This window comes from Lentisalinibacter salinarum (assembly GCF_040706555.1).
Lineage (GTDB): Bacteria > Pseudomonadota > Gammaproteobacteria > Steroidobacterales > Woeseiaceae > Lentisalinibacter > Lentisalinibacter salinarum.
In genome coordinates, this window is record NZ_JAPDRH010000002.1 from 1,127,561 (window position 1) to 1,147,370 (window position 19,810).

At 67.5% G+C, this 19,810-nt stretch carries 21 protein-coding genes; 16 read left to right on the plus strand and 5 right to left on the minus strand.

What is annotated here, in order from left to right:
- Positions 1 to 29: 29 nt before the first annotated feature.
- A complete protein-coding gene (gene yihA / locus ACJMKZ_RS08230) occupies positions 30 to 653 on the minus strand; it encodes a ribosome biogenesis GTP-binding protein YihA/YsxC (protein WP_405232706.1) in 624 nt (207 codons plus the stop codon).
- A 220-nt stretch (positions 654 to 873) separates the two neighbouring features.
- Here yihA and ACJMKZ_RS08235 point away from each other — a divergent pair, with 220 nt between their 5' ends.
- The 4 genes from ACJMKZ_RS08235 (at position 874) to ACJMKZ_RS08250 (ending at position 4,882) form a co-directional block, all read left to right on the plus strand.
- Positions 874 to 1,488: a c-type cytochrome gene (locus ACJMKZ_RS08235; RefSeq protein WP_405232707.1), complete on the plus strand. Its 615-nt coding sequence runs from the start codon at positions 874 to 876 to the stop codon at positions 1,486 to 1,488.
- Positions 1,489 to 1,588: 100 nt separating this feature from the next.
- Positions 1,589 to 2,443, plus strand: a complete 855-nt coding sequence (locus ACJMKZ_RS08240) for a thiol:disulfide interchange protein DsbA/DsbL (protein WP_405232708.1) — start codon at positions 1,589 to 1,591, stop codon at positions 2,441 to 2,443.
- 211 nt (positions 2,444 to 2,654) lie between these two features.
- Entirely contained in the window at positions 2,655 to 2,975 is a 321-nt protein-coding gene (locus ACJMKZ_RS08245) for a hypothetical protein (RefSeq protein ID WP_405232709.1), read from the plus strand.
- Positions 2,945 to 4,882, plus strand: a complete 1,938-nt coding sequence (locus ACJMKZ_RS08250) for a DUF885 domain-containing protein (protein ID WP_405232710.1) — start codon at positions 2,945 to 2,947, stop codon at positions 4,880 to 4,882. Before ACJMKZ_RS08245 ends, ACJMKZ_RS08250 begins: the two co-directional genes overlap by 31 nt.
- A 31-nt stretch (positions 4,883 to 4,913) precedes the next feature.
- On the opposite strand, the gene ACJMKZ_RS08255 is transcribed toward ACJMKZ_RS08250, so the two are convergent.
- Positions 4,914 to 5,921 (minus strand): YeiH family protein, encoded by a 1,008-nt coding sequence (locus ACJMKZ_RS08255; RefSeq protein ID WP_405232711.1) that lies wholly within the window; start codon positions 5,919 to 5,921, stop codon positions 4,914 to 4,916.
- A gap of 224 nt (positions 5,922 to 6,145) precedes the next feature.
- Between ACJMKZ_RS08255 and ACJMKZ_RS08260 the strand changes: the two genes are divergently transcribed.
- The 7 genes from ACJMKZ_RS08260 (at position 6,146) to ACJMKZ_RS08290 (ending at position 10,085) form a co-directional block, all read left to right on the plus strand.
- Positions 6,146 to 6,448, plus strand: a complete 303-nt coding sequence (locus ACJMKZ_RS08260; RefSeq protein WP_405232712.1) for a DUF883 family protein — start codon at positions 6,146 to 6,148, stop codon at positions 6,446 to 6,448.
- Positions 6,449 to 6,459: 11 nt separating this feature from the next.
- Complete coding sequence (locus ACJMKZ_RS08265) at positions 6,460 to 6,969, plus strand: phage holin family protein (RefSeq protein ID WP_405232713.1); 510 nt, start codon at positions 6,460 to 6,462, stop codon at positions 6,967 to 6,969.
- A gap of 36 nt (positions 6,970 to 7,005) precedes the next feature.
- Complete coding sequence (locus ACJMKZ_RS08270; RefSeq protein ID WP_405232714.1) at positions 7,006 to 7,425, plus strand: AI-2E family transporter; 420 nt, start codon at positions 7,006 to 7,008, stop codon at positions 7,423 to 7,425.
- Positions 7,426 to 7,452: 27 nt separating this feature from the next.
- Complete coding sequence (locus tag ACJMKZ_RS08275) at positions 7,453 to 8,544, plus strand: VOC family protein (RefSeq protein WP_405232715.1); 1,092 nt, start codon at positions 7,453 to 7,455, stop codon at positions 8,542 to 8,544.
- A gap of 52 nt (positions 8,545 to 8,596) precedes the next feature.
- Positions 8,597 to 9,184 (plus strand): HupE/UreJ family protein, encoded by a 588-nt coding sequence (locus tag ACJMKZ_RS08280; RefSeq protein ID WP_405232716.1) that lies wholly within the window; start codon positions 8,597 to 8,599, stop codon positions 9,182 to 9,184.
- Positions 9,181 to 9,780, plus strand: a complete 600-nt coding sequence (locus ACJMKZ_RS08285; RefSeq protein WP_405232717.1) for a HupE/UreJ family protein — start codon at positions 9,181 to 9,183, stop codon at positions 9,778 to 9,780. The genes ACJMKZ_RS08280 and ACJMKZ_RS08285 overlap by 4 nt, the downstream gene beginning before the upstream one ends.
- 101 nt (positions 9,781 to 9,881) lie before the next feature.
- Entirely contained in the window at positions 9,882 to 10,085 is a 204-nt protein-coding gene (locus ACJMKZ_RS08290) for a hypothetical protein (RefSeq protein WP_405232718.1), read from the plus strand.
- 15 nt (positions 10,086 to 10,100) lie between these two features.
- Here the strand turns inward: ACJMKZ_RS08290 and ACJMKZ_RS08295 are convergent, their stop codons facing one another.
- The gene (locus tag ACJMKZ_RS08295; RefSeq protein ID WP_405232719.1) at positions 10,101 to 10,799 is read right to left on the minus strand and encodes a hypothetical protein; all 699 of its coding nucleotides are present in this window, start codon (positions 10,797 to 10,799) and stop codon (positions 10,101 to 10,103) included.
- A 274-nt stretch (positions 10,800 to 11,073) separates the two neighbouring features.
- On the opposite strand from ACJMKZ_RS08295, the gene ACJMKZ_RS08300 reads away from it, so the two are divergent.
- The 4 genes from ACJMKZ_RS08300 to ACJMKZ_RS08315 all read left to right on the plus strand — a co-directional run bounded on the left by ACJMKZ_RS08300 (position 11,074) and on the right by ACJMKZ_RS08315 (position 15,060).
- On the plus strand, positions 11,074 to 11,640 hold the full coding sequence (locus ACJMKZ_RS08300; protein WP_405232720.1) for a CIA30 family protein: 567 nt from the start codon (positions 11,074 to 11,076) through the stop codon (positions 11,638 to 11,640).
- 268 nt (positions 11,641 to 11,908) lie between these two features.
- On the plus strand, positions 11,909 to 12,793 hold the full coding sequence (locus ACJMKZ_RS08305; protein ID WP_405232721.1) for a LysR substrate-binding domain-containing protein: 885 nt from the start codon (positions 11,909 to 11,911) through the stop codon (positions 12,791 to 12,793).
- 102 nt (positions 12,794 to 12,895) lie between these two features.
- A complete protein-coding gene (locus ACJMKZ_RS08310; RefSeq protein WP_405232722.1) occupies positions 12,896 to 13,252 on the plus strand; it encodes a hypothetical protein in 357 nt (118 codons plus the stop codon).
- A 731-nt stretch (positions 13,253 to 13,983) separates the two neighbouring features.
- On the plus strand, positions 13,984 to 15,060 hold the full coding sequence (locus tag ACJMKZ_RS08315; RefSeq protein WP_405232723.1) for a porin: 1,077 nt from the start codon (positions 13,984 to 13,986) through the stop codon (positions 15,058 to 15,060).
- Positions 15,061 to 15,140: 80 nt separating this feature from the next.
- Here the strand turns inward: ACJMKZ_RS08315 and ACJMKZ_RS08320 are convergent, their stop codons facing one another.
- Together ACJMKZ_RS08320 and ACJMKZ_RS08325 are read right to left on the minus strand one after the other, a co-directional pair.
- Entirely contained in the window at positions 15,141 to 15,818 is a 678-nt protein-coding gene (locus ACJMKZ_RS08320; protein WP_405232724.1) for an exonuclease domain-containing protein, read from the minus strand.
- On the minus strand, positions 15,815 to 17,653 hold the full coding sequence (locus ACJMKZ_RS08325) for a putative nucleotidyltransferase substrate binding domain-containing protein (protein ID WP_405232725.1): 1,839 nt from the start codon (positions 17,651 to 17,653) through the stop codon (positions 15,815 to 15,817). Before ACJMKZ_RS08325 ends, ACJMKZ_RS08320 begins: the two co-directional genes overlap by 4 nt.
- Before the next feature lie 203 nt (positions 17,654 to 17,856).
- On the opposite strand from ACJMKZ_RS08325, the gene acs reads away from it, so the two are divergent.
- On the plus strand, positions 17,857 to 19,797 hold the full coding sequence (gene acs, locus ACJMKZ_RS08330; RefSeq protein WP_405232726.1) for an acetate--CoA ligase: 1,941 nt from the start codon (positions 17,857 to 17,859) through the stop codon (positions 19,795 to 19,797).
- Positions 19,798 to 19,810 lie beyond the last annotated feature (13 nt).

Consider the following 19,810-nt stretch of genomic DNA (forward strand, 5'->3'; position numbering starts at 1 on the left):
GCGTCGGGGCATTTTTTTATGGCATTCTTTTATGGCGCTTCCCGCTGCGCTCCTGCCGCCGCCTCCGCGGTGCGTGCCAGCATGGCTTCCAGGCGCTGCCGCGCCTCCGGCACGCCTTCCCGCTTCAGCGCGGAGAAAAGCTGCGCCGTGGCAGCCCCGTCGAGCTCCCTGCGCACCTTCGCCAGCTCCGACGCGGCCTGGCCGCGCTTCAGCTTGTCCGCCTTGGTCAGCAGCACGTGCACGGGCACGTCGATCCCCTCGGCGAGGTCGAGCATCTGCCAGTCGAAGTCGGTCAGCCGCCGGCGGATATCCACGATCAGGAACAGTCCGGCCAGGCTCCGGCGCTCGGCGAAATACGCACTCATCAGCCCGCGCCAGTGGCGCTGCATGGAGGCCGACACCCGGGCAAAACCGTAGCCGGGCAGGTCGACCAGGCGGGCCTCCTCCCACAGTTCGAAGAAGTTCACCAGCTGGGTGCGGCCGGGGGTCTTGCTGGTGTGCGCGAACTGCCGGCGGTTGACTATCGTGTTGATCGCGCTGGATTTTCCCGCGTTGGACCGGCCGGCAAAGGCCACCTCGCGGCCGCTGTCCGGCAGGAACTGGGAGGGGTTGTGGGCGCTGGCGAGAAAGCGGGCGGCAGGGTATTGCGACATGGGCGTACAGACCCTTCGGCAGGCGCCTTTTCATGTATAATTCAGGGTTTGCGCGAGTCTATCACGCTCCCTGTGCGGGCCGGGCCGGCCGCCGCCCCAAAAGCTGAATTCGAGATCCGGATGCAGCCCGGCGTCCGGCCGAGACTGGATCACTGCAACGGTTTGGAATGGTTGGAACTGAATGATGCCTGAGACTTTGCTGCCGACTTTTCTGCGGAATTTGCTGAGACCGGCCTGCCTCGCTACCCTCCTGCTGCTCGGCACCGGCGCCGCCGCCGAGAGCCTGGTCGACGGGTCGGCCGAGGCCGGCAAATCCAAATCCACCACCTGCGCCGCCTGCCACGGGGCCGACGGCGTCAGCGTGAATCCCGAATGGCCCAATCTGGCGGGGCAGAACGCGCGCTACGTCTACGAGCAGCTGCTGGCGTTCCAGAACGGCGACCGCGAGAACGTGCTGATGTCCAGCCAGGCCATGGGCCTGTCCGACCAGGACATGAAGGACCTGGGCGTCTATTTCGAGGCCCAGGACCTGCCGCCCCACGCGGTCGCGAATCCGGACCTCGTGGCCATGGGCGAACGCCTCTACCGGGGCGGCGACCAGGAAGCCGGCATCTCGGCCTGCATCGCCTGCCACGGCCCGCGGGGGCTCGGCAATCCGGCAGCCGCCTATCCCAAACTCCGCGGCCAGCACGCCACCTACACCGCGTCCACGCTCAAGGACTACCGCTCGGGCGAGCGCAAGTCGGGCATGAACAAGGTCATGAACAACATCGCCGAGCGCCTGGACGACGAGCAGATCGAGGCGCTCGCCTCCTACGTCCAGGGCCTGAATTAAGGCGCTGAACTCGACCGTCGCGCGCCGGTCGAACAGCGGACGGACACCCTCACAGACACGACCATTGCCCACGACCATGGCCAGAGACAGAAGGGACATCATGAAGCCGAGACTCCTCCTACTGCCCCTGACACTCGCCACGCTCGCCCTCGCCGCCTGCGGCCAGGAGAGCGAGGCGCCCGCGCCGGACACGGCGGACAGCCGTCCCGCGGCGGAAGACGCGGCTCCCGCCCCCGAGGCGGCCGTGGCCGAATCCGCCGCCCAGGAAGAAGCCCAGCCGGTGCTGGAGTCCGCCGGCGAGACCGCCGATGAGGCGCCCGCGGACGACCGCGCGCTGCGACTGGCGGGCAGCGGCGGCAACAAGGAACAGAGCGAGACCCGGTTCACCGAAGGCCGGCACTACACCCGCCTGATGCCCGCCCAGCCGACCGTGACCGGCGGCGACAAGATCGAGGTTGCCGAGGTGTTCTGGTACGGCTGCGGCCACTGCGCCACGTTCGACCCGATCATCGAGGACTGGGCGGACGACATCCCCGCCGACGTGGTCTTCGTGCGTATCCCGGCCGTCTGGAACCGGACGCTGCAGACCCACGCGCGGGCGTTCTACACCGCCGAGGTGCTGGCCAGGACCGGCGCGCTCGAGGATCACGAAGGCCTGCACAAGGCGTTCTTCACCGAGTATCACGGCAACGGCAACACGCTGGCCACCGAGGGCCGCCTGAAGGAGTTCTTCGCCCGCTTCGGCGTGGACGAGGAGAACTTCGACAAGGCCTGGAACTCGTTCGAGGTGGACCAGAAGCTGCGCCGCGCCGCCGACCTGAACCGCCGCTACGGCATCACCGGCGTACCGGCCATCGTGGTGAACGGCAAATACCGCACCGGCGGTCAGGAAGCCGGCGGCTACGACACGCTGCTGGAAGTGATCGACGAGCTGGTGGCCACCGAGCGAACCTGATCGGCCCACCTGATCGTCCGGTCGTCCGGTCCTTGCGAAGCGTCGTCACGCGACATCACAACCGGGAACGTCTCGCCCACCCGTCGCCGGGCCGGCGAGGAAGAAGACCGCTGCCGCTCGGGCCGAGTTGCAGCGGTTTTTTTGTTTTGAGAGTGTGCCGGGGCCAGGCCGGCATCAAACGGGGCGCCCGACGCCCGCCGAAGGAGAGACTATGGACGCGCTTGCATTCAGCCTGAAGACCGCCGACGGCAAGGAACGGACCATCGAATTCCCGCTGCATCCGGAGACCGGTGACCCGGCGGCGGTCGGCGATATGCTGGAAGCGCTGCTCGAGACGCTCAGCGAATACGTGACCGCCGACACCCCGGTGAGCAACGGCGACGTGGTGCAGGCACTGGCCATGGTCACCTCCATCCGCCTCGGCATGCTGCCGGTGCCGATGGAGAGCGCCAGGGCCCTGTTCGACAACCTGCTCGAGCAGGCGTCCGCGGCGGAGCAGCAATGGCACGCCGGCGCCGGCGGCCGGGCCTGAGCGGGCCCGGCGACCGCAGCCCGATGCCCGCCTGCCGCACGGCTCGCCGCCCGGCGGCGACCGCCATACGGAGCTCGGCGCCGGTCTCCGTTCTCGCCATCCTGCTTGCCGTCGCGCTGCCCGCGCCGGCGACCTCGGCGGAGACGGCGGAGATGGCTGAGGCCCGTTTCGAGGCTCTGGCCGCCCGTTATCTCGATGAGATGCCGGCGTTATCGCCGGTCACTGCCACCCGTCTCGGCGATCATCGATTCGACGGCGAGCTGGACCGCCTGACGCCGGAGGCCCGTGCCGCGGAGGCCGCATTCTATCGCGGCGTGCTGGAGGAACTGGCCGCCATCGACCGGGACGACCTCTCCCGGGCCGCACGGGTGGATGCCGGCCTGCTGGAGCACGAGGCCCGCTATGCGATCTGGCGGCTGGAGGAGCTCCGGGACTGGGCCTGGGACCCCCTCGTCTACACCGGACTCGCGGGCAGTGCGATCTATGCCCTCATGGCGCGCGAGTTCGCGCCGCTCGAGGAGCGTCTGGCGGATGCGACCCGCCGGCTCGAGGCCATGCCCCGGTTCCTGGCAGAGGTCCGCGCCACGCTCGAGCCGTCCCGCGTCCCGCCGGTGCATGCCGAAACCGCCGTCGCCCAGAACCGGGGCGTGCTGACGGTCATCGACGCCATGGTGCTGCCGGCCGCCGATGCGCTTGACGCCGATGCGCGCCAGCGGCTCGCGGCGGCGGTGGACACCGCCCGGGCCGCCATCGGGGAACACCAGGTCTGGCTCGAGGAGGCGCTGCTGCCGGCGGCCGCCGGTGACTTCCGGCTGGGCCGCGAGCTATTCGAGCGCAAGCTCGCCTTCGCCCTCAATTCGCCCCTCGGCCGTGCCGAGGTCCGCGAACGGGCAGAGCGAGAATACCAGCGGGTGCGGGGCGAGATGTACGAGGTGGCAAAGGCCGTCTACGCCGGGCGCTACCCCTACACCCAGTTCCCGGACGCGCCGACAGAGCACTTCAAGCAGGCGGTGATCCGCTCCGCCCTGGAGGTGGCTTACGACGCGCTGCCGGAACGGGGCGAGATCGTCGAGGTGGTGAAGCGTCAGCTCGCGCAGACCACCGCTTTCGTGCGCGAGAAGAACCTCGTGCGGATTCCCGAGGAGCCCATCGAGATCATCGTCATGCCGGAGTTCCAGCGCGGCGTCGCCGTGGCCTACCTGGATCCGCCGGGTCCCCTCGACAAGGGACAGAAGACCTTCTATGCCGTGGCGCCCCTGCCGGAGGACTGGACCGAGGATCAGGTGGAGTCGTTCCTGCGGGAGTACAACCTGTATTCGCTGCAGGACCTCACCATCCATGAGGCCATGCCGGGGCATTACCTGCAGCTGGCCCACGCCAACGAATACCCCTCCGTGCTGCGTTCCGTGCTCTCGTCGGGCCCGTTCATCGAGGGCTGGGCCGTATACGCCGAGCGGCTGATGATCGACGAGGGCTACCTCGGCGGCGATCCGCTGATGCGCCTCATCAACCTGAAGTGGTATCTGCGCGCCGTGGTCAACGCCATCCTGGACCAGGCCATCCACGTGGACGGCATGACCCGGGACGAGGCCATGCGGCTGATGGTCGAGGGCGCTTTCCAGGAAGAGAGCGAGGCCGCCGGCAAGTGGACCCGGGCACGGCTCACCTCCGCCCAGCTGTCCACCTATTTCGTGGGCTACCAGGAGCACGTCGACCTGCGCCGTGAGGTGGAGGCACGCCAGGGCGAGGACTTCAGCCTGCGCCGTTACCACGACCGGCTGCTGTCGTTCGGCTCGCCGCCCGGACGCTACGTGCGCGCCCTGATGCTGGACGAGCCGATTCCCGAACCTGCTGCGCGGCCCGCCCCCGGGCCGGGCCCGCAACCGTCGCCCGCCGGCACGCCCTGACGGCCCGGCCCCGACGCCCGGCCGGACACCTTCACGCGAGCACGATCAGGAAGAAGGCGGCCAGGCACAGCGTCTCGGCGACCACGAGGCCGATGGCCTTCGGGCCCACGGCGGCGAGGTCCTTCAGCGAGGTCTTCATACCCAGCGCCGCAATGGCGGTGACCAGGCAGCCCCGGGAGAGTCCGATGAGCCAGTCCCGCGCGCTCTCCGGCACCAGCCCGTAACTGCCGACGACCACCAGCACCACGAACACGATCAGGAACACCGGCAGGGTGGAGCGCAGCGTGCCGCCGGCGCTCCCGGAACGGCGGTGGGTCGCCGCCAGGATCAGGAACACCACCGGCACCAGCATGGAGACCCGCAGCAGCTTGGTGAAGGTGGCCACGTCGCCCGCCTCTTGGGACACCATATAGCCCGCCCCCACCACCTGGGCCACATCGTGGATGGTGCCGCCCAGGAAGATGCCGGCCGAGGTGTCGTCCATGGCGAAGTAGGAGACGACGATCGGATAGACGATCATCGCGATGGTACTGAGGCCCGTGACTGCGACCACCGTGAACACGGTGTCCCGTTCCAGCCGGGCATGCTTCGGCAGCACGGCGGAGATGGCGAGCGCCGCCGAAGCCCCGCAGATGGCCGTCGCGCCCGCGGTCAGCATGCCGAAGGACCTGGGCATGCGCAGCAGCATCGCCAGGACGAGGCCGATGCCGACGGTGCCGGCCACGCCGGCGACCACCAGTACCAGCGGCAGCGTGCCCAGCGCCGCGATGTCGTCGAAGGTGATGCGCAGCCCCAGCAGTGCCACGCCGATCCTGAGCACGCGCTTCGACGAAAACTCGATGCCCGCGGCCGTCCGCGTTCCCGGCTCCGAGAGGAAGTTGAACGCGATCCCGAGCAGCAGCGCGAGCAGCATGACCGGCCCGCCGTAGTGCTCGGCGATGAACTCGGCCGCCATGGCAACCGTGACGGCGATGGCCAGCCCCGGCAGAACGCCGCGGGCCGAGTCGACGAATCGCGAGGCGGTGGGGTCGGCCGGCATGGTGCCGGGGAGCCTACGGCCACCCGCCCGCGGAAGCAACCGATTGCGGTCGACCCCCTGCGCCCTATTGAGTTTTCGCAATACCCGCCCCCCGCGGACGGGCATAGAATGAAGTCGGGTGTGAGTACGGGCTGGCGCAGCTGCCGGGACGACGAACGCACCCGGCAGCCTCGACGCCGGCCACGGAAAGCGGAATGCGGAAGGAACCGAAGAGGCAGAGAACAATGGCAAACACGAACACCGACTTCGACAAGGAACTGGACCAGCTACGTTCGGACATGGCCGACCTGCGCAAGGACATGGCAGCGCTGGTCAAGACCATGAAGGAAGCCGGCGTCAGCGAGGGCCAGCACCTCTACGAGGAGGCGGCCGAACGGGCAAAGCACGCCCGCGACGAGGCCCGCAAGCGGGCCACGGACGCTTACGGCGCCATCGAGAAGGAGGTGGAGGAGCGCCCTTTGACGAGCATCCTCACCGCTTTCGGCACCGGCTTCGTCATGGGGCTGATCCTGGACCGCAGACACTGAGCGGCGCCCTCGTGGAAGGACTCCAGAGGCTGGCCGCCCGCATCGCGGAGCGCTTCCAGAGCTGGTGGCAGCACCAGGCGGTGGCCGCCGTGCTGCTGGCGGTCTGCGCCGTGATCGTGCTGGCCGCGATCGGCTTCGCCGTCACGTCAGGCTACCTGGCATTGCGTGTCGCCATGCCCGCCTGGGCGGCGGCGCTGGTCACCGCCGGCACCCTGCTGGTCCTGGCCCTGATCGCGGGACTGGTCGCGAACAGCTACGCGCGGCGGCCGCTGCGCCGGCCCGACGGCCCCCATGCCGGACAGCCGCATGCCCGACCGGACGAGCCCTCTCCGGTGGAACTCGCGTCCCGCATGGGGCGCAGCCTCGGCGAGAATCTCAGCCGGCGCGGCGTGCGCTCCACCGATGTGGTGATCGCCGCCCTTGTGGCGGGTGTCGCACTGGGCGTGGCGCCGGCGCTACGGGAGCGTTTAGGCAGCAAGGACGACGACGAGGAGAGGCGGCCGGGACGGCGGCGGCGCTGACGGCCGGATGACCGGCGGCGCAACACAACCCGCGCGGTGGATGACCGTGTTCGGGACTGTGCTGCTAACAGCGCTGACGGTGCTGTCGGCGTCATCGCCGGGCTGTTCTCCTTCGTCCCCTACATCGGCCCCATCGCCTCCATCGTTCCCGCGCTGTTGATCGCCCTGACCGAGTCCCTGCCCATTGCGCTGTGGGTCACGGTGGTCTACGTGGCCGTGCAGTTCATCGAGGGCGATTTCCTCACGCCACTGATCCAGCGGCGCGCCGTCTCGCTGCCACCTGCGGTACTCTTGCTGGCACAGTTCGCGCTGGGGTTGTTCTACGGCCTGTTCGGGGTGCTGCTGGCCACGCCGCTCGCCATCGTGGTGATCGTGGTGGTGCAGATGCTCTGGGTGCAGGGCTTGGTCGGGGAGCCGATCCGGGTGCTCGGCGACCACAGCCCGCCGGCGCGCTGACGACATCGCAGCAGGAGGACGAACTTCATGGGGAGACGCGCCGCGCTCCGCGCCGCACTCGCGCTCTGGCTGGCGGCGACGACTGCGGCCGCCGCTGGCGATAGCCGTAACAATAACGGTAACGGCAACAGCAGCGAGGGCGCCGTTTCACCGGTCACCACCTCGGACTGGCGGGAGGCCGTGGTCAGCGTCACCGACCTCGACCGCACCGCCCGCTTCTTCCTGGAGATCGGCGGCTACGAGGCGAAATGGCGCGGGGCCCTCGGCGAAGGCGCCATCGCCGCCTGGGGTCTGCCGGAGACGGCGACCGGGGAGGCACTGCTCATCGGCCCGCCGGGCTACGACAGCGGCCTCGTCCGGCTGGTGCGCTTCGACAACGCCGGGCCGAGGGTGCCGATGCGCCCGGGGTCCCGCGCCTGGGACACCGGCTGCTACTTCAGCCTCATGGTCCGCATGAAGGACATGGAGGCCGTCTACGCGGATGCCATACGCCTCGGCTGGTGGACGGAAACCCCGATCACCTATCTCGAGTGGGGCGCGTCGAAACTGAACGTGGTCATCTACCGGGGTCCGGACGGGGTCCAGGTGCAGGGGTACGAGCGCCTGGCGCCGCCCCTGCCCGGGGCCATCCCCGAGTTCGAGCGCATGACCGGGCCCTTCAACGTGATGCAGATGGTGCACGACCGGGACGCCGCATACCGCTTCTTCACGGAGGTTCTCGGCTTCGCCACCTTCTTCAACGGCCCGCCCTACGTCGCCGATGAACCCACGCCGATGCCGCTGGGCATCCCGGTGAACCTGACGACGAAGATCCCCTACCGGGCCGCGATAGTCTTTCCCACGCCGGGCGAATTCGGCCGCATCGAGATGATCGAGATCATGGGGCTGGACGGCCGGGATTACGCCGACCGCTGCCATGCGCCCAACCTCGGCATCCTGGCCGTGCGCTTTCCGGTGGAGGACGTCGACTCAGCGCTGGCGACGATCGAGGCCCGAGGATGGACGATCGCCGCGCCGATCCGGAAACTAGCGCTGGAACCCTGGGGCGCCGTGCGTCTGTTCGACGTGAAGACGCCGGACGGCGCTGTCGTCCAGTTCTTCGACAGGGCGCCGGAATAGCGGTCACGACGCCTCGGCGCGCACACCCGGGCAGGAGGAGGGAGACCGGACCATGACCCTGATACGAACCATCATCGCCACGCTGTTTCTGCTGCTGCTCGCCGACGCGGCCCTGGCCCACGAAGCGGAAGGCTTCGCCGGCGGCTTCGTCAGCGGTCTTCTGCATCCGCTGTTCGGCTGGGATCACGTCGTCGCCATGATCGCCGTCGGCCTGTGGGGCGCGTTCCTGGGCGTGCCGGCCATCTGGCTGCTGCCGGTGGTATTCCCACTGGTGATGGCCGTCGGCGGCGCGGCGGGCGTGGCGGGCATGCCCTTGCCCGCCGTGGAAGCGGGTATCGCGGCATCGGCTCTCGTCCTGGGCGCCATGGTCGCCCTGGCCGCGCGGCCGCCGCTGTGGGCCGCCGCCGCCATCGTCGGCGTCTTCGCCGTATTCCACGGCCATGCCCACGGCACCGAGCTGCCGCACGCGGCCGGCCCGCTGGCCTACAGCGCCGGCTTCGTCATCTCGACCGGCCTGCTGCATCTCTCCGGCATCGCCCTCGGCCTCGCCGCGCGCTGGCGCGCCGGCCGCGTCGCCATACGGGCCGGCGGCGGAGCGATCGCGCTCGCGGGGGTGGGCTTCCTGACCGGCGTGCTGTGATACCGAAGGCGGCCCTGCTCCTCGCAGCGGCTCTGGGCGTCCTGCCGGCCACGGCCCATGCCCACAGCCCCGTCGAGGGGATGAACGAGTTCTATAATGGCGTGCTGCATCCGCTGCTGGTGCCGGCCCACGTACTGCTCATACTCGCCACCGGCCTGTTCCTCGGGCAGCGGGGGCCGCGGGAGAACCGGCTCGCCCTGCCCGCCTTCCTCCTGGCCGCCGCGGCGGGACTGGCCCTGGCCGGATCCCCCATGGCTCCCGATACCGTCCGGGCGTTACTGCTGGCCGGCACGATGGCCATCGGGCTGCTGATTGCCGTCGGCCGCAGGGCGCCGCTGCCGCTCTATCCGGCCGCGGGCGCCTTCGCGGGCCTCTTCCTCGGGCTCGACTCCACGCCCGAGGCGCTGGAGGGCCGGGAGCGGATAGTGGCGCTGGTCGGCACCGGCGTCGGCCTCAACCTCTGGCTGATCTACGCCTGCGGAATCGCGGATTTCTTCAGCAAGAAGCCCTGGCAGCGCATCGGGCTGAGGATCCTGGGCTCATGGGTGGCGGCCAGCTCCCTACTGGTGCTGGCACTGACCGCCTCGTCTCGCTGACCCCCGCCCGGCAACCGAGGGTCCGGAACCGTGAAGTGACTCGCGGCGGCGGACGCGGGTCGGAGCTAACGTTCACCTGGTCGATGGAATAGGACGCGCCGATGCAGAGTCTATGGTTGCCCGCGTGGCTGTATCGCCTGCTTCCGCTGCTCTATCTCGCCGGCGGCGGCCTGATGTTTCACCTGTTCGGCGACGAGACCATGGGACGATTCAGCGGGCTCCTGCTGTGTGCCGCCGGGCTTCTGATCTGGGGTCTGCGACTGTATGCGCGGAGAGCGGCTGCCCGGCGAGACCCCCGAGCGTGAGGGCGCGGCGTACGATCAGCCGAACAGCCCTTCCACGAATGTCGCCCAACCTGCGGAGCCCGCAATGACGAGCTTCGCAAGCATCGCGGCCGCGAAGAGCGCGACGCCGGCGAGAGTCGCCCAGTGCGTCCGACGGCGCGTGCGGATGTCGTAGACGATCAACGCCGCCAGCAGCGCCAGCTCGATCACGAGAATCATCGGGGCGGGAAGCCCGGCCGTGGCGACCAGCCGCGCGACGGCCGGATCCATGATCAGTATCCCCGCAAGCAACATGAATCGCTTGTGCGCAGCGGCGTTGTGTCGATTGACGAAGGCGAGCGCGAACGCGGCCGTGAAATTCACGATATCGGTGAACGGGAACATCACCGATGCCGCCGGCGGCAGGCCGGCGATGCTCCAGTCCGGGCGGGCGTAGGCACCGCCGATGACGGCGAACCCGAGCACGACGATGGCCAGCGCGAGGATGAGACTCGCCGCCCCGATGCGCCGGTGCAGCCGCGGGTTGCCGGCACCGATCAGCCGCGCCTGGGCGATGAACAGCACGAACCAGCCGGCGAATATGGCGCCGTGAACATGCAGCAGGACCGGCATGGCAGCCGGCCCGCCCGGGCGCGAAAGCGCGGGCGGCACGAAGCCGGCTATCACCAGCGCGAGGAGCACGAGACCCATCACCGGGAAGAAGACTTCGCCACGTCGGGCGTTCGCAGTCGTCACAACGCACCGGTACCGTGGGCGGCCGGCACGTCGCGGCGAAGCTTCCATTCGGAGAGATTACGATTGACCATGAAACGACTCCCGGCGCCGCCGCAGGCGCGGAACGGCCGCAGTATAGCCGACGCGATTCCCCGGTTGCCGCGGCAGACCAGTCCCCGCAAACTGCACGAATGAACACGGCTCTCCACCGTACCGGGTTACCGGCACTCGGCTCGGGCATGACCCGGCTCGTAACGCGTTCGCGCGCCCCTGGCCGGTGATCGGGCGTGCCCTCTTGCTCGGACTCGTGCTGATGACGGCTGCGGGGACACCGTCCGACGGCGAAGACACGGCCCGGCAGGGCCGGCTGGTGACGGACTTCACCCGTGCGAGTGCCGATCTGGGCTGGTACGTCGTGAACGACAACGTCATGGGCGGACGCAGCGAGGGCGGGTTCGAGCTGCAGCCGGGGGAGCTGCGCTTCTCGGGTAGCACCAATACCCGGGGCGGCGGTTTCAGCTCGATCCGCACCGGGCCGCTGCAGCTGGACCTGTCTCGGTATGACGCGATCCGCCTTCGCGTGAGGGGGGACGGTCGCCGCTACACGTGGCGCCTGACGACGGACGCCCGCCATTACGGCCGGCCGGTCGCCTACTGGGCCGACTTCGATACGGTTGCGGGCGACTGGCATACCGTCGACGTGCCGTTTTCGCGTTTCGTGCCGAGATTCCGCGGCACCGAGCTGGCCGGACCGCCGCTCGACATGAGCGCCATTGCCGGCATGGGCCTGATGATCTACGACAAGCACGACGGACCGTTCGAGCTGCAACTCGCGACCATTCATGCCGTAGCCGGCCACTGAGCATCGACGAGGTCGCCGGGGCGCGCGCAGGCCTCGGCATTCGGCGGCAGAAGGGCGTGGCGGCAAACGCCCGGCGTGAGTTCGGCACCGCTGCGGTGCATTCGGTTGTTGCATTGCACCACCTGCAGGCGGAACTCGAGCCTGCAGGTCCGTCGAACAAGCGATTGGTCGGGCCGCGTGCCTGGCATATTTCTTGCTTAAGTTTTTCGTTGCCCTGCCCACGGTCGACCCGGGCGAGAGGGCGTCGCTTTCGCGTGCACGACAGATCATGCGCTTGCCGTCCCTGAATCACCTGCGAACCTTTCAGCTGGCAGCTCGCCATCTCAGCTTCAAGAATGCTGCCGAAGAGTTGTTCGTGACTCCCTCGGCTGTCAGCCATCAGGTCCGCGCGCTCGAGAGCCGGCTCGGCGTGACGCTGTTCAACCGCAGGACCCGGTCGCTGGAGCTCACGGACGCCGGGCAAGCGTACTTCTCCACGCTCGACACGCTGTTCGCGCGGCTGGAATCGGAGACCGATCAGCTCCGTGACCGCTACGGTCGCGACATCCTGCGGCTCTCGCTGCCGCCGTTCTTCGCCAGCGAAGCGCTGCTGCCCGCGATCGCCTCCTACCAGGAACAGCATCCCGCCACGGATATCCGCATCGTGACCCAGCCCAGCAGCATGGACGTACACCCGGCGGAGGCGGACATCTCGATCCTGGTGGGGAACGGCCAGTGGCAGGGTCTGGAGGCGCACCGCCTGTTCGCCCACCGCTTCGTCGTGGCGTGCGCACCGTCACTGCTCGCCGAGATCGGCCTGCGGTCAGCCGACCAGCTCGACGGACAGACACTGATCGTGCACGAAGGCAGACGCAACGCGTGGGACCGCTGGAGCGACTCGGTCGGCGTCCCCCGGATCCGTCCGGGCAAGCTGATCCGCCTGGACTCCATGTCGGCCATCGCCCGCGCCGCCGAGAAGGGACTCGGCATCGCGCTGGTGTCCTGGCCTCTCGGCAAGGCCTGGTTCGACTCCGGCGGCCTGACCCGTGTCTTCGAGGAGGAATTCGACACTGGCGACAGCTTCTTCCTCGTCCTCAGACCGGAAGAGAGCGCCCGTCAGGAGGTGCAGAACCTGAAGACCTGGCTGCTGGACAACTTCTACACGGACGAGTGAGCAGGATTCGTCCGCCGACGAGAATTGACCGTTTGTCGCCGCCGCTGCAGCGCCATAGCCTGACTCGCGTCCCTGGAACAACCGTCGTGAAGGAGCTGCCCGATGAATCGTATGTTGCCGAGAGCCGTGCTGGCGGTCGCTTTAACGGCCGCTGGGGCCGGGCTGGCGAACGCCGGTGCAACGGAACGAGACGCGGTCGAGGCCTGTACCGCCAGGCTGATCGAGGGCATCGGCGAGCTGCAGGGCGCGCCGCCGGCCTACGAGATCGCCGGCCGTCACGGCACCGATGAGGACTTCACCAGCGAACTCTTCCGGTCACCGGCCGGGGCGCGGAATTACCGCTACACGCTCGAAGTCACCGGCAAGGCGGGCGGCCCTGTCCTCTGGAAGGGCGAATGCGTTGTCGACAGCCGCGCCAGAGTCAGATGGCTGCGCATCACCGACACGACGGCGCGCTAGGCCGGAGACCCGGCCCTGCACCCCCATGATCCATCGCTCAGCGAAAATCCCGGGTCCGGCGTGCTGCGGATTCTCTCCCCCGAAATCCGCAGCCGCCGACCCTGGGTACCCGAGCCACGCAGCTCCCGATCACGCGCCGCATCCGTTGGCGGCACCGCGCTAGCGCCCGGCCGTGGTCTATACCGACGTCTACTTCCTGGGCGCCGCGGGGGCAATGGGAGCTCTCCTCCTCGCGACGTCGGTCCTCTGGATTCGGCACCGGTATCCGCTCCGGCGCGGCAGCCGGGGAGACGGCCCGCCCGCGCAGCACGGCCATCCCCGGACGGACACCCCGGCACGAGAGCAGATTCCGTAATCTGACGATTTCCGACGACGGAAATGCGAATGATTCCAATTACGGCAGTAAATCGTCGCCCCTGAGGCGGGGCAATCCCGCTTGTCGCCTGGCCGCAACGGATTGCTATCAGTTAAATACCTTATTTACAGGTAGTTAGCACGTATACCAAAGTCCTGTTGTGCCGCCGATTCAACCTTTCTATATTGGCGGCTGCATGTTTCCCGACTGTACCGGAATGGTATGGGGACGGGCATGTGCGACGCGCGGCGCGCGGTGTTTTTGAGGGGGAGACGAAGGCTCTGGTACGGCCCTCGTCTCAGCGCGCCGCAAACCAGGTAGCCGCGACAGAGGTGAAAGCCGTTGCCGCTGCTGCCGGAAAACACAGGAGACTGGCATGGGTACAAAGAATCATCGCATCGGCGCTTTCGCCGCCGCTCTGTCCATGACGATTTTCCTGGGAGCGGTCCAGCCCGCCCAGGCCGAATGGAAAATCGAGTCGGAAGACGGCAACAGCAGCATCAAGTTCGGTTTTCTGGCGCAGATGCGCGGAGAATTCATCGATCCAGACGTCGGCAACAGCCAGAAAGATCTGTTTTTCCGGCGGCTGCGCCTGCTCGCAGGCGGCAAGATCAACGATCAGTGGTCGTTCTTCTTCGAGACCGACACACCGAACCTCGGCAAGGGCGACAGCGACGACTTCTTCATGCAGGACTTCGTCGTCACCTACAAACCGAACAGCGACGCGTTCATGCTCGACTTCGGTCAGCTGCTGGGTGCAGTGACATACAACTCGAGCCAGTCCGCCGTTTCCCTTATGGCGACCGATTACGGTTCGACGAGCTTCGTCTGGGCCGGTGCGCTCGACACGAAAGTCGGCCGCGATTACGGCGTCAGGGCACGCGGTTACGTCTTCGACGATCACCTGGAGTACCGGGCATCCATACTGCAGGGTAACCGGGGCGCGGATTCGAGCAATTCGCTCAGGTTCCTCGGTCGCCTGATGTACAACGTGTACGGCGCCCAGAAGGGGCTGTTCTACACCGGCACCACCCTGGGCACGAAGCGGCTGCTGTCGTTCGGCGTGAGCTATGATACCCAGGAGGATTACCAGACGACGAGCTTCGACGCTTTCTGGGATCAGCCGGTGGGTGGCGGAAACGCCTTCACGTTACAGGCGAGCCTGAGCAACATTGACGGCGACGACTTCCTGCCGTCACTGCCCGAGCAGGACAACATCATGGTGGAAGCCGGCTTCTACTTCTCTTCCATGAAGCTCCTGCCGTTCGTCCAGTACACCAGCCGGGACTTCGACTCGGCAGCGCTCGATGACGTCGACAAGACCATGATCGGCATCGGATATTTCTTCCGCGGTCACGGTGGCAACGTGAAGCTCTCGTACGCCAACGTCGATTCCGACAACGGCGTCGACCAAGACGAGATCTGGCTGAACCTGCAGGCGTTCAGCTTCTGATCTGACAGCGCCGACCAGAACGGCGGGCGCCGGCACACCGCGGGCGCCCGCCGTCACTCCGACAGCCGCGGCGGCTCCGATCAACAGAGCAGATCCCGCAGCCTGATGCTCGCGCGCCCGCCGCGCTCCGCCACCATCGCCAGCAGCAGTTCCGCCGTGGCGATGGCGTCGCCCAGTGCATCGTGCTGTGCGTATTGAGGCAGCGAGTAGGCCCTTCTGAGATCACCGAGACGGAGCGACTGTTTCTCGTCCAGGTGATGCCGTCGGCTGTGCACCCTGCGCTCCAGCGCCAGCGTGTCGACCACCGGCACGAGCAGCGGACCGCCGAAGTGTCGTCGGCATATCCGATCCAGCAATGCCTTGTCGAGACCGGCGTAATGCACGACGAGCACCCGCCGGCGCAGAACCCGGAGCAGACGCTCCATGACGTGGCGGGCGTCCTCACCGGCCTCGCACAGCGTGTCGGTGAGGCCGTGTACGGCGGCGCTCTCGCCCACCTCGCCGGGCGGGCGAACGATGGCCGATTGCGCGGTGGCCATCTCGACCCGGCCACGACGGATCACCACCCAGCCGATACTCAGCATCTCGGCGCTGCGGGCGTCCACCCCCGTGGTCTCGATGTCCAGGCACGCAAACTCCGTCTCGGCGAAGGTTGCGGCGGTGCGTGGTATCGGCGAACGCAAAAGCCGCTTGTAGGCCGTGTCTTCCGCCCGTCTCGCGGCCCGCCAGCGCTGCAGCCTCAGCGCCAGACGCCTCATGCCAGGTGGAATCGGTTCAGGAGCGCGGCCTGACTGGTACGAATCTGGGAGAACGCCGCCTTCAGGTTCTGGCGCGCCAGCGGCGAGAGCTCCGACGGCGAGAGGTAATTGTCCGGCTCCTCGCCGCGGCTCATCTGCCTGCTCTGATGCTCGAGCCGGAGCTCTTCGATGAGGTCGAGGGCGTCGATCAGACTCTCGGCATCCGACTGACTCAGCTCCCCCTGGTCGGCCGCCGCCTGCAGGCGGTTGCGCGTACTCACACGCATACGTCCCGCGGCGAGACTGCGGATACGCGCGGTTTCCACGATGGGTATGATGCCGTGCAGCTTCAGATTCAGCGTGTTCTTGTGCTCGCCCGACTTCTCCAGCACAAACTGACGGAAGAAACCGAGCGGCGGCTGGAAGTTCATGGCGTTCTTCGCCATCAGCGCGAGAAACAGTTCGTTCTTCTTCGCCGCTTCCCTGATGCTCTCCCTGATCGGCTCTACGAGTTCGGCATCGCCATCCACCGTGCGAAGGTCGAAGAAGATATTGGCATGCATGAGAGCCTTCTCCTCCGGCACGGTGATCCACTGGCGGAATTGCTCCTTCCAGCGGCTCACCGTGATCCGCCACGAGGGATTGCTCGCCATGACCTCTCCCGGGCAGTAGACCCAGCCGCAGCGATCGAGCCCTGCATTGACGAACTCCGCGAGCCGTTCGAAATAGGCCTCCGCGCGGCTGTCCGCACCGTCCTCCAGCACGAGCGCATTGTCCTGGTCGCTGCGCGCCGACTGCTCGTGCCGCGCCTGGGAGCCGAGCGCGATCCACGCATACCGGCAGGGCGGCGGACCGAGTTCGTCGCGGACCATACTGATCAGCTGCCGCGTCACGCTGTCCGTGATCGCCGTGATGAACTTCCCAAGCTGCTCGGCCGCGACGTCCCCCTGGACCTGTCCGGCGATCAGGCCCGGCAGCCGGGAACAGACCTCGACCAGCCCGTCGACCGTGTGTTGCCGCCCGATGTCGCCGACGAGGTAGAGCGGATGCTCGGTCTCGAGACGCATGAAATCGCTGCGGGCCACCATACCGATCAGCTCGTCGTCGTCGGTAATCGGCAGATGGTGGATGACGTTCTGCATCATCACGAGCGCCGCCTCGTAGGGGTGCGCGTCGGCGTCCAGCGAAATCGGCGATCGGGTCATGATCTCCGCTACGGGACGGTCCGGAGCATGGTCCTCGGCGACCACCCGGGTGCGGAAATCGCGATCGGTGACGATCCCCGTCATGCTGCCCTGTTCGGTGATGAGCATGGCCGATACCCGCTCTTCGACCATTTTCCGTGCCGTCTCGCGGATGGTCGCATCGGCGGAGATCGTAACCGGCCGGCGGCCGACGAGCTGGCGCACGGTCCGCGTCTCGGTGCCGCGCACCGGACCGGCGCCGGGTCGCGTGGTCAGCCGGTCGGACAAAGCACGGATGAACCAGGTATCGAAGTCCGGATTCCCGCGTCGCAGCGCCGCGAACGCATTACCGGCCAGGTGATAGATCAGCGTATCTTCAATGGCAACCGAGTGATTGCGCGTCGGGGCGTTGTTCATAAGCGAGGGGAAACCGAAACTCTCCCCCTCGGCGAGCCGGGTGACGAGATCGTCGTTCTGATCCCGGAGTTCGACCGCACCGCTGCGCACGACGTGTAGCTCGTCGTTCATGGTGCCGATCTCGAGAATATCCTGGCCGCGCCGATAGTAGGCCACGGAGACGGCCCGGGCCGCCTGCAACAAATGCGTCTCGTCCAGCTGATCGAAGCCGGGCAGACCCGACAGGAACGCCTGTATCTCCGGGATCTCGTTCATGCACCGATTCTGCCACGATCGCGCGGCAATCGCCCGGCAATGAAGAGCCCGGAAGCCGGCCCGCATATCCGGCCGGACCCCGGGTGACGGCAGCCGGTGACCGGCTAGACCAATGTCTAATGCCTTGCATCACGGCACGCCGCAGAATAGCCGAATGTGCGACGCAAACCACGTCGTCGGCGCATCAATGAGCGGAGGTTGTCATGAGCGAGGTTCATCCGGTCAACGCCTACTACCGGAAGCACGGTTTCGTCGACGAAGAGCAGTATCGCGAAATGTATCGCCGCTCCGTCGAGGACAACGAAGGCTTCTGGCGGGAGCACGCATCGATCGTGGACTGGTCGAAGCCGTTCACGGTCGTGAAGGACGTCTCCTACGACGCGGCGGATCTGCACATCCGCTGGTTCGAGGACGGTGAGCTCAACGCCTGCTACAACTGCCTCGACCGCCACCTCGCCGACCGGCGCGACCAACCCGCCATCATCTGGGAAGGCGACGATCCCGCCGTCGACGCGACCATCACCTACGGCGAGCTCCACGCAAGGGTCTGCCGATTCGCAAACGTCCTGAAATCCATCGGTGTGAGCAAGGGTGACCGGGTCACCATTTACATGCCGATGATCCCGGAGGCTGCGATCGCCATGCTGGCGTGCGCGCGCATCGGCGCCGTCCACTCGGTCGTGTTCGGCGGATTCTCTCCGGATGCACTGGCGGGACGCATCATCGACTGCGAATCCAACGTCGTCGTGACCGCCGACGAGGGACGGCGGGGTGGACGCAGGGTGCCGCTGAAGGCGAACGTGGACGCGGCAGCCGACCGCGACGGCGTGACGACGCTGGAGAAGGTGCTGGTCGTGCGCAATACCGGCGCCGAGGTGGACTGGACCGACGGCCGCGACGTCTGGCTGCACGATGCGGAGGAGACGGTGGACGCGGACTGCGCACCGGAGCCGATGAACGCCGAGGACCCCCTGTTCATCCTCTACACGTCGGGCTCGACCGGCCAGCCCAAGGGCGCGCTGCACACCACGGGCGGCTACCTCGTCTACGCGGCGTTCACGTTCCGGTACGTATTCAACTACGAACCGGGTGACGTCTACTGGTGCACGGCCGACGTCGGCTGGGTGACGGGCCACAGCTATATCGTCTACGGGCCGCTCGCCAATGGCGCCATCACCCTGATGTTCGAGGGCGTCCCGAATTACCCCGACGCAAGCCGTCTCTGGGAGGTCTGTGACAAGCACGACGTGAACATCTGCTATACGGCGCCCACGGCCATCCGCGCCCTCATGCGCGAGGGCGACGAACCCGTCAGGAAGACCTCCAGGGAGTCGCTGAGACTACTGGGGTCGGTGGGCGAGCCGATCAACCCGGAAGCCTGGGAGTGGTATTACGAGGTCGTGGGCGACGGCCGCTGCCCCATAGTCGATACCTGGTGGCAGACCGAGACGGGCGGCATACTGATCAGCCCGCTGCCCGGCGCGACGCCGCTGAAGCCCGGTTCCGCCACACGGCCGCTGTTCGGCATACGCCCGGCGCTCGTGGACGGCGAAGGCGCGATACTGGACGGGGCCGCTTCCGGCAACCTGGTCATCCTCGACAGCTGGCCGGGGCAGATGCGCACGGTGTACGGCGACCACCAGCGTTTCATCGATACGTATTTCAGCACCTTCCCGGGACGCTACTTCACCGGCGACGGCGCCCGGCGTGACGAGGACGGCTACTACTGGATAACCGGGCGCGTGGACGACGTGCTGAACGTCTCGGGCCACCGCATGGGGACGGCCGAGATCGAGAGCGCACTCGTCGCTCACGAGGCGGTCGCCGAGGCGGCCGTGGTCGGCTATCCCCATGACATCAAGGGCCAGGGCATCTACGCTTACGTCACGCTGATGGAAGGCATCGAGCCGAGCGACGAGCTGGGGGCGGCGCTGCGTCAGTGGGTACGGAAGGAAATCGGACCGATCGCCACACCGGATCTGCTGCAGTGGGCGCCGAGCCTGCCGAAGACGCGTTCGGGCAAGATCATGCGCCGCATCCTGCGCAAGGTCGCCGAGAATGACTACGGTACGCTGGGCGACACGTCGACGCTGGCAGACCCGGCGGTGGTCGACGAACTGATAGAGAATCGCAGGAACCGATAACGACATTTGTCAA